Annotated in this window: 9 protein-coding genes; all 9 read right to left on the reverse strand. The window is 61.9% G+C overall.

Translation table 11 applies throughout. The features are described from left to right. Nucleotides 1-116 precede the first annotated feature (116 nt). Nucleotides 117-2,381 carry a DUF6493 family protein gene (locus ACP3RB_RS04155; protein WP_426699522.1) on the reverse strand — a complete coding sequence of 755 codons (2,265 nt, stop codon included), beginning with the start codon at nucleotides 2,379-2,381 and terminating at the stop codon, nucleotides 117-119. 91 nt (nucleotides 2,382-2,472) lie between these two features. After that, nucleotides 2,473-5,370, reverse strand: a complete 2,898-nt coding sequence (locus ACP3RB_RS04160; RefSeq protein WP_426699523.1) for an endonuclease — start codon at nucleotides 5,368-5,370, stop codon at nucleotides 2,473-2,475. Between the two features lie 75 nt (nucleotides 5,371-5,445). Next, complete coding sequence (locus ACP3RB_RS04165; RefSeq protein WP_426699524.1) at nucleotides 5,446-8,214, reverse strand: DUF6493 family protein; 2,769 nt, start codon at nucleotides 8,212-8,214, stop codon at nucleotides 5,446-5,448. Between the two features lie 83 nt (nucleotides 8,215-8,297). Beyond that, on the reverse strand, nucleotides 8,298-9,707 hold the full coding sequence (locus ACP3RB_RS04170) for an SWIM zinc finger family protein (RefSeq protein WP_426699525.1): 1,410 nt from the start codon (nucleotides 9,705-9,707) through the stop codon (nucleotides 8,298-8,300). Between the two features lie 190 nt (nucleotides 9,708-9,897). Then, nucleotides 9,898-10,155 (reverse strand): preprotein translocase subunit SecG, encoded by a 258-nt coding sequence (secG, locus tag ACP3RB_RS04175; RefSeq protein WP_005506130.1) that lies wholly within the window; start codon nucleotides 10,153-10,155, stop codon nucleotides 9,898-9,900. Nucleotides 10,156-10,263: 108 nt separating this feature from the next. Continuing rightward, nucleotides 10,264-10,728: a hypothetical protein gene (locus ACP3RB_RS04180; RefSeq protein ID WP_426699526.1), complete on the reverse strand. Its 465-nt coding sequence runs from the start codon at nucleotides 10,726-10,728 to the stop codon at nucleotides 10,264-10,266. A gap of 212 nt (nucleotides 10,729-10,940) precedes the next feature. Then, nucleotides 10,941-11,717 (reverse strand): triose-phosphate isomerase, encoded by a 777-nt coding sequence (gene tpiA / locus ACP3RB_RS04185; RefSeq protein ID WP_005509126.1) that lies wholly within the window; start codon nucleotides 11,715-11,717, stop codon nucleotides 10,941-10,943. A 259-nt stretch (nucleotides 11,718-11,976) separates the two neighbouring features. Continuing rightward, the gene (locus ACP3RB_RS04190) at nucleotides 11,977-12,723 is read right to left on the reverse strand and encodes a DUF6318 family protein (protein WP_426699527.1); all 747 of its coding nucleotides are present in this window, start codon (nucleotides 12,721-12,723) and stop codon (nucleotides 11,977-11,979) included. Between the two features lie 121 nt (nucleotides 12,724-12,844). Further along, on the reverse strand, nucleotides 12,845-13,435 hold the full coding sequence (locus ACP3RB_RS04195) for a DUF6318 family protein (RefSeq protein ID WP_426699528.1): 591 nt from the start codon (nucleotides 13,433-13,435) through the stop codon (nucleotides 12,845-12,847). Nucleotides 13,436-13,625: the final 190 nt, after the last annotated feature.

Consider the following 13,625-nt stretch of genomic DNA (forward strand, 5'->3'; position numbering starts at 1 on the left):
TCAAGCCGTTTCGTCACCGAAGCATGCTCGGGGGGGTTTCTACTAGGGGGTTTCTACCCGCCGGTGAGGCTCTAGCTAAGGGGCAAGTAGCCTCACCGGCAGGTAGGTTTTTCGGGCTAGGACTCCCCCAGCAGGGCGAGCGCAGCCTCGCGGGCGGCAAGCGCCTCCTCCGTCTCGCGGGCAGGCACAGCGGCCAGGGCACGTAGTGCTTTCGCCATGACCGTGGAGCCCTTCATCTTCGGCTCCAGGACGGCGGGAATCTCAACCGGCGTGCCGTACAGTTCGGCAAGCTCCACGGCAAGCTTCACGATGGGAGCACTCTGCCTCACCTGCGGGAGCACCGGAAGAATCTGGCGCACCGTCTGGAAGATAGACCACCCCGCCAAGGGGCTCAGCGAAGCGACATCGTTCAGCGTCTGCACCAGGCGATTCACCCCGAACCAGCCGTGTTCCAGCAGGTACCCGAGCTCGCTGGCGAAAAGGCGCGCATCCCAGTTGCCGCGGTCTATGAGGAACGCAATAGTCTCCGCCGTCAACGCGCGACGTTCCGGGGCGTACACTACAGAAGCCCACGCCAGGAAGTTATACGACGGCACCCCCAGAGCACGCTCCGCCGTACCGAGCGCCTGCATAACCTCCTCAAAACCGTGAAGACGAGAGAACTGATACACGCTCAGCAGTGGCTTATACTGCACCGCCAGGAGGTCCGGGTTGTGGCGCATCGCCCAGGCGTACCAGCCACATATCAGGGCAACAGACGGTACCTCGGTATGTTCCAGGGAACGTCCCGGATACTCCGCACGGGCACCAGCCACCGTGTATGTCGCCGCCGTGAACGTGCTCCGCTCCGTGGCAGGTTCCTCCCCCGGCACCTGCCACAGATCATAGGTGGAATCATTCACCTCATACTCGCCACGCAGAACCTTCGGAAGCGCCTCACGGTACGACTTGAAACGAATCACCGTGCGCTCAAAAGAACGCTCCACCGCAGGTAACGGCTCCGCCAGCAGAGGCGCAAAGCCCTGCCCAGCCGCGCCCTCGCTACTATAGGGCTGATCCCCGAACGCAACACGCAACTGCTCATGGAATAGTGCCGTGGGCGACCGGTACGCCCAATATTCGCTACCCTTGCGCGGGTACCCCTTGAAGTGAAAATCAGCACCCTGAAAACGGCCCGTGTGCTCGGCGAGTGCCGCCTGCGGGTCAGGGTCTGCGGCGTGTACATGCTGGACCAGCAGACGGTACGCCAGATACCGCAATTGGTCGCGACCGTCATGCCAGGCACGGCTCAGGTAGCGACGCAGATGCTTCTGAAAAGCGGGACTGAACTCAATGACTCGCCCCTCCTGATGCGCCCGGTGCAGGTAGGCCAGCAGCGCAGGGATGCGGCGGGCAGACTGCTCCCTCTCGTTGAGGTGGTAGAGGGCGAACAGCAGCTCTTCGCAATCCCGATCGTCCCGAATAGCGTCCCGGGTAGCCTCGGATGCGCGCCCAGCCTGCGGCGCCGCGTTGAAGGCAGCATTCAGCTCAGAGGCCGAGAACCCAAGGGCAGGGACATCCGGGATTTGCACGCTACGGGGCTGCTGATCTGATGCGGACTGATTTGAGGCAGGCCGGGTGGAGGCGGGCTGAGTCGAACTAGGCTGTGCTGGCGCAGTGCCGAGGCACAGCTTCCGGGCGCGGTCCTTGAGCTCCAGAGGAAGAACCTCCACAGCATCCTGCACATAGCCAGAGACCTCAACGGCACGTCCCGGAACCGCCCGAACACTCAACTCAAGCACCTTCAAACCGGCGGTCATCAGCTTCTTCTCACGCCGAAACAGCAACTGCGCGGCGGCAGGCAGCGCATCCGCCACCAGGGTTTGAAGCTCACCAGCAGTCAGCGGCACCTGACCGGCAGGAGCAGAACCGCCAGAGGGCGCGCAAACCTGCAGAACACTCTGCAGCATCTGGGCACCCACAGCAGCCGTGGTCGCCACCGGCGAAGCCAACAACGCCGGAATCAGCGCCCCGAGCCGAGCATAGGATTGCGCCTGAGCCGCCAAAGCCTGCTGACGTTCAGCACCGCGCAGCCCCTTCGGAACCGCCGTCAGAGCCTCAAAGGCACGCGAGAAAACGCGGGCGTTCTGTGGCGCATAATCACGCAGCAACGCCTGAACGCACTCCTCCTCAATCCGGGCGCGATACTGCGGAAAATGCTCCGCCAAATACACGAGGAAATCATGACCGCAGATGGTCAGCTGCGCATCATAAATAAACCAGACCGCGAGACCATTCGAGGGCAAGGCTCCCTCCACGGTAAACAGCGCCCAGATTTTTTCCCAGTGTTCCGGGTGCTCCCTGAAAAAATCGGCAATCGCCTCATCATCCATAGAGCGCATGGAACGCCCCGGCACTACGCGCCACAGGAAATTCTGCAGGTATTCGGCGCTCCACGCAGGCACCGCGGGATGCACACTTTCAGGCACAGTATTAGGCACCGCTCTCCCCCAGCAGGGCGAGCGCAGCCTCGCGGGCGGCAAGCGCCTCCTCCGTCTCGCGGGCAGGCACAGCAGCCAGGGCGCGTAGTGCTTTCGCCATGACCGTGGAGCCCTTCATCTTCGGCTCCAGGGCGGCGGGAATCTCAACCGGCGTGCCGTACAGTTCGGCAAGCTCAACCGCCAGGCGCACATAGTCGCCACCCTTCGTCAGCCCACCGACCATCGGCAGCAGCAGACGCAGAACCTGCAGCACACGCCAACCCGCCAGCGGACTAATAGCCGACACCTCACGCAGGGTCGCCACCAGGCGGTTCGCAAGGACCATCCCGTCCTCCAGTGCCCACTTCAGGGTCTCTGCGAAGGTTCCTGTATCCAGCAGGCCCGCCTCAAAGAGTGCCGCGATGGCTTCTGCCGCCGCCAGACGGTACTCGGGGTTCTTCGCGCTCGCCACATAGCCGAGCAGGGTGCAGGTCGGGGCGCCCACCTGCACGGTGGACTCCCTCAGCGCGCGCATGAGCACGGGGACGGGGGTTACGGTCTTCTCCTCAACGCACTCCGAAGCGGCAAATAGGAAGTATGCAGAGAGCAGGTCCGGGTTATTCTGAAGCAGCCAGGACGCCCATTCGGTAAGCGCCGTCATGAAGTCGCCCTGCCAGCCGTACGATTCAGAAGCATTCGGCAAAAAGGTGAAGGGAATGAACGCGGTGTTCAGCACCTCGTAGGCGATGGCCTCCTCGGGGCTCATGCTAGCGGTTGCGTGGCTCAGCGCCTCGCGCGCCTCATCCACGGTATCCACGATATCGCTCTCGACCTGCCACATCGGTTCATGACGAACAAAGTCGGCGGCAACAAATTTTCCGGTGGGTTCTCCCGCTTGGCTAGCTTTACGGTATTCCTCAACCTTGCTGTCATTAAGGCCGGAATAGTAGACGCTCCAGGGGATATCCAGGGCAGAAACAGTGCGATAAGTCCAGTCGCTGTAGGTAAGCTGACGGGCAGGTAGTGGTGCGCTCAGCAGACGCACCGTGCGACCTTCTGTGTGGTACTCTCCCCCGGCGGCGACAGCACGCATCTGCTCGCGGAAGATCTTGTAGAGGTCACGGTAGCCTTCTAGCGACGTGTAGCCAGGGTCCCAGAGGTGGTGCTTATTCTGGACGACCAGGCGCACCATCTCTTCTGTAGAAATGAGCTTGCTATGGTCGCTGGAGCGCCGCCATATCAGCTGGCTACGTTCAAAACGCTGCATGATCGAAGCCATTTCGGAAATTTCCTCAGACTTGTATCCCGCGGCCTCGGCGTTAGCTTCCAACACGGCGCAGAGCGCAGGCATGTACGCGACGTTGTTGTAGCTGTAATGGTCAGCAATTTTGCGCAGGGTGCGAAGCTGCTGCTGTTCCGCCGGTGCCAGCTTGTCGGTCGCGGCAAAGTGGTAAAGGCGTGCCAGGTTCTCTCCCCGAATGCTGGGAGATTCATCCCCGGTAATTCGACCGGAGGTGGTGTTCGACTCATCCGTCAGCAGAGTGCAGAACTCATCCAAATTTGCAATGGATGCGATGGGTTCTCGGCGCTCAACGCCGCGCAACAGCACCGGCGGCACCTCTACGGAGGCGCCCGCCGCCTCCGCCTCTTCCGCCTGGGGTAGGCGGTCTTCGGGCAGGCAGGCTTCCGCGGCGCCGCGCAGTTCCAGGGGTAGCACCTCGTAAGCCTCAAGGATGCGCTCAGCAACGTAGTTGGCGAGCGCCAGCTGCTCGGCGGTTTGCGCCTTCTTGCGCTTGGCTTTGCTCAAACCAGCGTACTGGGTGGTAATGAGCTTGAGCAAGCGCAGGGCACCGCGCTGAATCTTCTTTTCGGTGCGGTAGAGGTTCGCGCCGAGTGCGTCGATGAGCTGTTCCAGCTCGACCTGTTCGAGCGGTGCCAGCTCTGCGTTTTCGTTCTTCTGCAGGGCAGCGGGTGCGCAGGCTTTGAGCACGTTCTGCAGCATGGTCTGGGCGAAACCAACCGATGCGCTGGGGTCGGCGGTGAGGACAGCCATAAGCTGCGCGAAGCGTGCCCGGTTTTCTGCGTCGGTGGGCTGCAGATCGGTGTAGACGGAGTGGAACGCAGCCGAGTTGAAGGCGCTAAAATCGCTGGTCAGGCCGCGCAACAGGGCGTCCAGAATCTCGTCGCGAATGTCGAAGTATTCGCCCATCAAGCGGCACAGTTCGGCGCTTTCTCCCATGTAGTTGCCGTACCCCTTGAAGAGCACCCCCTCGGTGCGGAAGACCGCCCAGAACTCCTGGTCGAGCAGGGTCATGTCACGGGTGAAGAAGGTTTTGAGCTGGGCGTGATTACTGGCGCTTCCCTTCTTCACGCTGGGCAGGGCTTCGTGCAGGAAAAGGACCAGGTATTCGGGGGCATCGCAGCTCAGCTTGCGGGCGCGAAGCAGCGTGTAGCAGGTTTCCCAAATTTTCTTCGAGCGCGCCCAAGAGTTCGGCAGCCCCTCAATAAAACGCAGAATCCACTCCTCGGGGCGTTCGGTGGCGCCGAGCAGGAACGCATCAATCAGCTGCTGGTCGGGTTTACCTTCCCAGAGCAGGGTGCGCATGGCGCGACCGGCGGAGCGATGGTATTCCCACGGGTCGCCGTCGGGGGTGCGCACGAGCGCCCCGGCAACGTAGGCGGCGAGCGGGGTGCGGTTAATGTGGTCGCTACCGATCACGCTCTTAGGGGTGAGGGTTCGGGCGAGGGATGCGCGTTCCTCCTCGGTGGAGCCGCTGATGACGGCGTGGTATTCCTGCACGTCAGTTGATTCTGCCGCCATGAGGGCTTTGAGGGCGGCGCGGCGCTCTTCAAGTGTGCGCTCACCTGCGCTGTGCTCGCTAGGGTTATGCGGCTGGGCGGTATCAGTCATCGGTACCTGCTTTCGGGGGTTAGTGAAGGTAGTGAAGAGTTGAACGGAGGTGTTGGACGGGTACGGGTTGAGCGGTTAGCCCTGCACCTGTTTGAGGATATTCCGGGCGTACCGCGCCTTCTGCGAAGAGCCGGTCAGTGAACCCAACCAGGCACGCAATGGCTCATCCACCAGCTCCGCACGGGTGGCAGAGTCGAGAGTTGCCAACGCCTGGCTGAAAGCGCCCAGTAGCTTACCGAGCGAGTTCGCCCCGACATCCAGGTGCGGTATGAGGCGCGCGAAGAAGCGCACAGCTGCCCGCGCATCCAGCTGGGCGAAGTCGGTCAGGGCGAGCGCCCAACGGTTCAGCATCGCCAGCGGCACAAAGTTCACGAAGCCTGCCGTGGCGTCCTCAAGGCTGAGCTGATCGTCCAGCACGCGGTGCATGATTTCCACGGCGAGGGAACGAATCTCAACGCGCTGCTCCGAGAAACCCGCAGCGAACACGAATGCGCAGGCGGGACCCCACACGCCGGGATGCGCCGCCAATGCCAAATACAGGCTCCGGTCGAAGGCGCTGTGATCCAAGATGTACCAGTTGCTAGTAGCGCAGTAGTACGCCAGCGGTTCTGCCCGCGAGGGGTAGAGCAGGGCGTACTGTCCTTCTTCGTCGTGGTGGGCGGTGGCGAGGCCGCGGAAAGCGTTCAGCTCCGGGGTGGAAGCGCCGTGCATCACCCCGTTCAGTTGAAGGCCCCAGCTCTTTTCCCTCTGGGATACCGTGATGGATTCCAGGTAGGGGTTCACGCGCCCGGTGGCGAGGGTGCCGTCAAGGGCGGAGCGGAGCACACGAATCTGGGTAGGAGCAGAGCGCGGAGCGTCCTCCTGAGCGTTCTTCACGTATTGCTCTTCGAGGCTTTCAAGCAGGGCCAGTGCCTCAGCGCGACGGCTCTGTGCGTCCTGTCGCTGCTCATCGGTAGCGTACGGAAGCAGCACCTCCGGCACACGCACACGCAACAGCGCCGCCGTGAAATCCGGGCGCAGGATGGGGGCTCCATCAGCCAGGTTCTTGGCGTACCGGCGCACCAGGGTATCCGGATGCACCCACCCGCCGAGCAGTTCAGGGGTGGCAAGCGGCGTGTAGCTCTGCCTGCTCTTCAGCGCGCCGAGGGCGTCCTTGAAGCCGGTGCTGAAGAACGCGGCGTGGCGGGAGTACATGTAGTGCAGGTTCGGCACCGTACCGGGGTCTTCCCTCTGGGTCATCTCCGATGCCTGCTCGCGCTCACGCAGCTTCCCGGCGGCGGCTAGAACCGTCAAATGCACGCGCATGTCGAACCAATCCAGACCCCAGTGGTTCAGCTTTTTCAGGCAGAGGGGAACAAGCTGTTCGAGCAGGTTCGGGCTCTGCGCGGTGCCGTCGGCGCTGAGCAGGTAGGCGGTGAGCAGTTCCAGCTCCAGCTCACATCCGGCGTGCGTTTCGGGCTGGTCTGCTTCGTTGAGCGTATCGGAGGTGGCGCAGGGCGCGACCTGGTGGTGCAGGAGCGCACGGGCGCGTTCTTGCACGTCAGATGCGGTAACGGGGCGCACGGGGGTGTCCCAGTACCGGTGGATTGCGGTGCGGGAGGCGGCGAGCGCCTCCGCGGCGGCGGCCTCAATGTCAGCAGCTTCAGTGAGGGCGCTTTCCTCACCGCTCCCCTGTCCATTCTCCAGGTCTTGTGCTTCTTCAAGCAGCGGCGAGCCGTTCTCCTGAATCTGCGCCACAACCAGCGGATCCAGCTGGGAACGGTAGTCGCGGTAGAGTTCACGGGCACGCTCAGCGAACACGATAACGTCGGCGCTCGCGTCCTCAGCGGCACCAGCCTGCACCCATTCTTCGAGGTGGTTGAGGGCGGCGGCTTGAACCTGCGCGTGGGTGTGGCTGAGCGCCATGACCACAGCGTCTTCGCAGGCGGCAGCGTCGAGGGTGCCCGCCCGGTAAAGCGCCTGGAGCATGGTCAGGATTTTGAGTGCGTTTGCCTTGGTTCCGGCGCATACGGCGGGTGCCGCGTAGGCGAAAGCGGCGGCATCCAGCGCCTGCGGGTTTTTGCTCCAGAGGCGGTGAATATGCTGCACACCGAGGGTTACGCTCGGACCGATGGGCGAGGAGAAAAGCGTCAGAAATTCGCTCTGACGTGCCGCGATTTCTTCAGCGGTGAGTTTAAGCCCGGTGACCAGGCGTGAAAACCAGCCGACCCGGTACGCCGGGAAGTCGCTCATGAGGGAGCTTAAGAGCGCGTCAATGAGGCGGTCACGGCTGATCAGCCCGGTTTCGGTGGCTTCGATGAGGGCGCAGGACCAGCCGGGGTTGTTGACCTTCTGTGCGGGCTTGTAGGAGTCGCGCTGGGTGAGGGATACGTCCCGGTTGCCTTCGACGGCGAGCATGCCCCAGATGAGCTCTTCACGCAGTTGCTTATCTTCACGCAGCAGCGGGAGGATCAGCTCGCGGTCACAGTTGATGAGGGCGGTGTAGTATTCCTCGTTGTGTTCGAGGCGCGCCCCGCCGTAGAGCTCAGCTAGGCGCATCGCAACGCCTCCGGTGAACCAGCCGAACTCTGCGAAGGCTTTCACGCGGTCCTGGGTGACGGTTCCGGGCGTGTTTTTACCGAGCTGGGAGCCGAATGGGGTGGTGACAATGTCGAAGTACTGCCAGCGGCGGTAAATCTGTTCGAGGGTACCACCGACCGCCAGGATGTTGGCGAGGTTGCGGTTGAAGTGCATGATGTCGCTCCAGGTTTTCTGTTGCCTGGTGAGCGGGTAAATGACTTCGCCGGGGAGCGGCTCGGTGATGACACCTTCGGGGAAGGTGTGCGTTTCGGGGCGTTTACTCATGATGGTCTTTCGGGAAGGAAGCTGAGGCGAGCTTTTGGGGCGTCGTCTTTTAGTGCGGTGCGTGGTATGTCGGGGCGTTTACCCTAGCCGGCGGCGTGTTCGCGGTAGAGAATACTGACCGCCAGCGCGTGCTTGCAGGGGCCGCGCGTACCGCGGTATTTCAACCACCAGGGGCAGGAGCAGAGGTACCCCTCCACAGCGTACGGGTCGGCGGGCAACACCACAGTGTACGTGTTCTCACCGCTGCGCACACTGTACTCACCGGTGCCGTGCTCCCCAGCACCGACCCGCTCAATAGCGCCGGAGTCGGCAAGCTTTTTCGCGCCGACTAGGCGCGGGTGCATGGCGGTCAGCGCCTCCGGATGCACGGGCAGCGGGCGGTGGAAATACTCGCCAGCATGCGCGTCAAAACCAACCTGACCGGAGGAAGCCAGCAGGGCGAGGGCGTCGCGGGTTGCCGCCTCATCCAGGCCTGCGCGGGCAGACATGACGGGCACGTCAATGCGCGGCTCGAAGGAGAGTAGCACGCTGAGCATGTCGGCGTTCTGGGCGGTGTTCGGGTTAGACAGCGCCTGCAGCACGGATCCCTCACCGGAGAACCCGCGTGACTTTTCGGGGCTCAGGCCAATGCTCAGGCGTGCGCCGGGCAGGTGCGCCACCCACACGCTGGGCACGGGCGCGTTACCGGCGGTCACGGGCTCACTGTACGCGTCCAGGCGCTGAATGTGGCGGATGAGCGGCTCAAGCACGCGCAGACGTTCGGGGCCCGCCACGCATACGGATCCGGCGGTGGCGCGGGTGGCGAGGCGCAGGGAACGCACGGCGCGGGTCGCCCACAGCACCGCCTTGGTGCTGGAGTTACGCGGCAGGGAGTGGATGAAGGTTCGGGCGGCGGCAGCGTCCAGGCTGTGCACGGGACTCATGCGGGATGAAAGCATCTGCGTTTCTGCAAAGCCCTTGAGCCAGCGGATGGGCAGCGGCACTTTTTCTTCCATGACGGAGCCATCAAGTGTGGTGGTGAGCAGCCCGTCGTCGCCAACGTTCAGGTGGATGGGCTCCCCTGCCCTGAGGGAGGCGAGCGCGGCGCGCAGGGGCGGGTTGACGTCTACGTTGGTGACGCCTACGGCGCTGTGGCTGGCGTCGAGTGCGCTGGAGTCAACGTCGAGGCGCGCGTACACTCCGCAGCAGGCGCTGAAGGATTCGAAGCGTAGGCCTTCGGCGGTGCTGGTGACGACGGGGTCTGCGGCGCGTAGGGCTCCGGCGAGGGAGCTGGGCGGCACGTAGAAGCGGGTGCGGGCGACCCTGGCGACGACCAGTAGTGCGGTGGCGTAGACGTCTGCTCGTTCGAGGAACCCGGAGAAGAAGTACGGGTGGGAGGCGGCACCTTCGGGGGTGCTGCCGCCGCTGGTGGCGAGGCTGAGCGCGAGGGAGTCGGCGCCGTCGATGAGGGCTGACGGTGCGGTGTACGTGTAGTCGAGGGTGTAGGCGCTCATGGCTTCTTTGCCTTTCGTATGTGGTGTATATGTCCTATCATGCCGTAAAGATTCGCGCCCCGCTACCGCTTTCGTCATTACCGTTTGGTGCATAAAAAATCCCCGGCATTCTCGGTTGAGAAGTGCCGGGGAGAAGCTTTATTGGCTCACCCTCGATGGGGTGGGCGCGGGCTCTAGCTAGAGGCTCTGGCTAGACGACAATCTGGCCGTTGAAGCGCATTGCCAGGCCGTACAGGACCACTGCGATAACCCAGATGACGATCACGGTGACGGTCAGGCGGATCAGGTTCTTGGACGCCATACCGGAGGAGTTCAGGGAGTTGGTCATACCGCCGCCGAACATGTCGGAGAGGCCGCCGCCCTGACCGCGGTTGAGCAGCACAAGCATCACTGCGATCACGCTGGTGATGGCGATGATGACCATGAGTACGTTCATGATGACGTCCATGGGGACCTTCCTTCGTTGTCTTCTGGTGGGGTGCCTGGGCTGCGGGGTGCAGACAGACGGGTTTAACTATACGCTACCGCCGCCATTCGGTCACGTTGAGGCGGCTTTTTACGCGGCGTGGTTGCTGCGGCGCTGGTATTCGCTGGGGGTCAGCTGCAGGGCTGCGGGTCGGTCGGTGAGCACACGCTGGGCGGTGAGTTCGTCGCCTTCGGTGTCGTAGGCGCGCACGTATCCGCCGTCGATGAGGTAGTAAGTGAACTGCTGCGCGGCTGCCCAGTAGGCGCCTCCTTCAGTGTAGAAGCCCTGGTCTACCCAGTCTCGCAGGGTGAGGGTCACGGGAATTTCGGGTGAGGAGGTACGGCTGTAGAGCTGGTCGAGGAATGCTTCTCGGCGGCTCTCGAAGTACTGGTATTCGGGCGAGGGTTCCCGATATTCTGCGCCGCCTGCGTAGTCGATGCTGCCGCCGTCATTGCCGGGTAGGCGCGGGGCGTTCACTTTGCGGTTGCGCAGGTAGCTGTAGAGAATCATGCCGACGAGGGCTGCGACGACCAGGGAAAAACCAAAGCTGAACATGCCGTTAAGTGTACGGGGCGAACCGCGGGGTTGGCGTGTTCTGGGCGGGTTTTGCGGTTAGGGGCGAACGCGCCCGCCTCCACAGCTGGCTCATACACCAGCCTCTTGCCCCTCCGCCGCTAGCTCGTTGGCGGTTAAATGGTTCAGCGCCCGGTCGGATGGGTACCCGCCGGGCGCTGTAACGCTATGAGACGCTATGGTGCGTCGGGGTTTTATGCGTCGAAGCGTGCGATTGCTGCGAACTCGTCAGCCTGCAGGGATGCACCGCCGACGAGCACGCCGTCCACGTCTTCCTTGCCCATGATGGAGGGTGCGGAGGAGGACTTGACGGAGCCGCCGTAGAGGACGCGGACCTTCTCTGCAACGTCTGCGGAGTAGAGCTTAGCGATTTCTGCGCGGATTGCTGCGGACATTTCCTGTGCGTCGTCTGCGGTTGCAACCTTGCCGGTGCCGATTGCCCAGACGGGCTCGTATGCGATGACGAGGGTTTCTGCCTGCTCTGCGGTCAGACCTGCGATGGAGCCGCGCAGCTGCTCGAGGGTGTACTCGACGTGGGTGCCTGCTTCGCGGATTTCGAGGGGCTCACCGACGCAGAGGACGGGGGTCAGGCCGTGCTTGTATGCTGCCTGGACCTTTGCTGCGCACAGTTCATCGCTTTCGTGGTGGTAGGTGCGGCGCTCGGAGTGGCCGACGAGCACGAAGGTTGCGCCGAGCTTGGAGAGGAATGCGCCGGAGATTTCGCCGGTGTATGCGCCGGAGTCGTGGACGGAGAGGTCCTGGCCGCCGTAGAGGATGTCCAGCTTGTCGCCTTCGACGAGGGTCTGCACGGAGCGGATGTCGGTGAAGGGCGGGAAGACGGCTACTTCGGTTGCGGAGAAGTTGAAGTTTGCGTCGTCGAGGGTCCATGCGAGCTTCTGGACGAGGGTGACTGCCTCTGCGTGGTTGAGGTTCATCTTCCAGTTGCCTGCGATGAGGGGCTTACGCGACATAGTTCGCTCCTTAGCTTTCCCGCGCGGTATGCCGGGCGGGGTTGTTGTTCGGAATTTTCCTTTTCTATTTTAGAGGGTTGGCGGCATATTTTCACTGGTTCGGCGCGGTTTTATGCTCCACGTTGACTATTCTCACCCCACGTTCACCGCTTTCTTTCAACCCTTGCTATTTTGCGGGTTCTGTTGCCATTTAAACGGGTGCAGGGGAAGCCTCATAGTGGCTTCCCCTGCGGATGCACTTCCTCGGTTTTGGAGAAAGCTACAGCTGCCCAAATCCTTGCGGGTAGATTGGCTCGTAGGTGTTGCGGTTGCTGTAGCCGTCACGGTCGACCACAATCACCCACTGCCCACGCAGATGCTCCACAGCCAGCGAGAAACGCCCCAGGTACTTCAAATATTTGCGGATATCCTGCTTCTCACCCGTCTCAGTCACATAAAACGCAAGGTCCTTAGCCTTAGTCGTGTACAGGGTGCTCACCAGGATATTTCGGCTCGTATTTTTAGCCTTTTCACCCGCAACAAGATTATCAACAACGTTGGCACTCAGCACATTCTTATCAGCCGAGATAACCCACCCGCGCTTCTCCCTGTACAGGCGGAGAATATCGGGGTGGAGTACCTTTTCCGGGTCCGTGACCTTAGAAAGAGGCTCAGTATCGCCCGTGTGGTAGAAGTAGTTCATCGACGCAAAGAAGTACGCCAAGAACGCGTACAGGCCGCCGCGGTCGTAGTTATCCATTCCGGGCTGCTGAATAGGGTACGGCACGTTCTGAGCCGCCTGTGCCTCGGTGGCAGGAATGAAGCGGCCCTTACGTTCAAACGCCGTGTAGACGAGCGGTCCGGAGGAAGGCCCCATCGTACGGAGCTCGTTGTACTTCTCCGTGGGTTCCAGGCGCACAAACTCCTGATCCCGCTTCTTATCGGTTTTGGACTCTGAACCAATCTCATTGAGCAGTTTGGTACCCCAACCAAAAGCTATCGCGACGAGGGCGGCGCCAGCGAACACGCCAGCCCGTATAAACCTGGCGCGAGATAGCATATGCCTCATGTACGCTCGTTGCTCGTTATACCCGGGCCCACCGTATCCGGTGCCACCAAAGTTATTCGTCATGTTGCTCTCCCCTCCCCTAGCTCAAGCTATTTTCTGAAATGAATTGGACGGGCCTCCACTCATTCGTAAATTGTGTGCGTAGAGTCCCGTGTATTGCGCCGTCACGGATCAGGCCGCGCATATCAAAATCGGTGATGGGGTACACCTGGTTCGTGTCTTTGCGGTACACCTGAACTTCGGGAAGAATATCGAACCGCACATTCCATTCCACAATTTTTAGCGTCTCGTCAATGAGGCGCGGCTGCCCCTCCAGCAGGTTCATGGTCAGAATCTGGGGATTAGGAGTAATGACCCAGCCCCTGCCCTCTTCGTAGAGGTCCTGAATGGCGGGGAAGAACATTTCTTCGCTGATATTGTCCATCCGCAGAACGGCAGGTTCCGAGGCGAGGATCATGTAGTTTTGGCAGGCGTAGTAGTAGCCCAGGTAGGGGCGCAGGTTTGACACCTCGTAACGGCTCGGGGTGTACCTCACCCCCGGTGCGGGTGCCGAGTAGGCGGGGTGGTCCCGGTTTGCGGGTGTGTAGGGCCCGATCACGTGGTCGGCAACATACGGGTATGTTCCGGTGTAGTCTTTTTCGTCAAAAAGCGTTTGAGCGTTTACGGTCATTCTTTCCTCCCTGATTCCGTATTCACAAGCTATCGAGTTCATGAGCTGCCAAGTTCGCAAGTTGCCGAGGCGGTTCTGGGCTGCTCGCGGGCGGCTAGGCTCAACAGCCGGGCGTCTTCGCCCGTCCGCCTTTGCTTGTCCGTCTTCGCTTGTCTGTATTTGCTTGTCTGTTGAGGTGCGTACGCTCCCC

Source organism: Rothia mucilaginosa, assembly GCF_049990865.1.
Classification (GTDB): domain Bacteria; phylum Actinomycetota; class Actinomycetes; order Actinomycetales; family Micrococcaceae; genus Rothia; species Rothia mucilaginosa_I.

Bases quoted from the DNA above. Each gene is read 5' to 3' on its own strand.
- ACP3RB_RS04170 (WP_426699525.1), bottom strand. From the start codon at position 9,707: ATGAGCGCCTACACCCTCGACTACACGTACACCGCACCGTCAGCCCTC.
- ACP3RB_RS04155 (WP_426699522.1), bottom strand. From the start codon at position 2,381: ATGCGCTCTATGGATGATGAGGCGATTGCCGATTTTTTCAGGGAGCAC.
- ACP3RB_RS04165 (WP_426699524.1), bottom strand. From the start codon at position 8,214: ATGAGTAAACGCCCCGAAACGCACACCTTCCCCGAAGGTGTCATCACC.
- tpiA (WP_005509126.1), bottom strand. From the start codon at position 11,717: ATGTCGCGTAAGCCCCTCATCGCAGGCAACTGGAAGATGAACCTCAAC.
- secG (WP_005506130.1), bottom strand. From the start codon at position 10,155: ATGGACGTCATCATGAACGTACTCATGGTCATCATCGCCATCACCAGC.
- ACP3RB_RS04180 (WP_426699526.1), bottom strand. From the start codon at position 10,728: ATGTTCAGCTTTGGTTTTTCCCTGGTCGTCGCAGCCCTCGTCGGCATG.
- ACP3RB_RS04195 (WP_426699528.1), bottom strand. From the start codon at position 13,435: ATGACCGTAAACGCTCAAACGCTTTTTGACGAAAAAGACTACACCGGA.
- ACP3RB_RS04160 (WP_426699523.1), bottom strand. From the start codon at position 5,370: ATGACTGATACCGCCCAGCCGCATAACCCTAGCGAGCACAGCGCAGGT.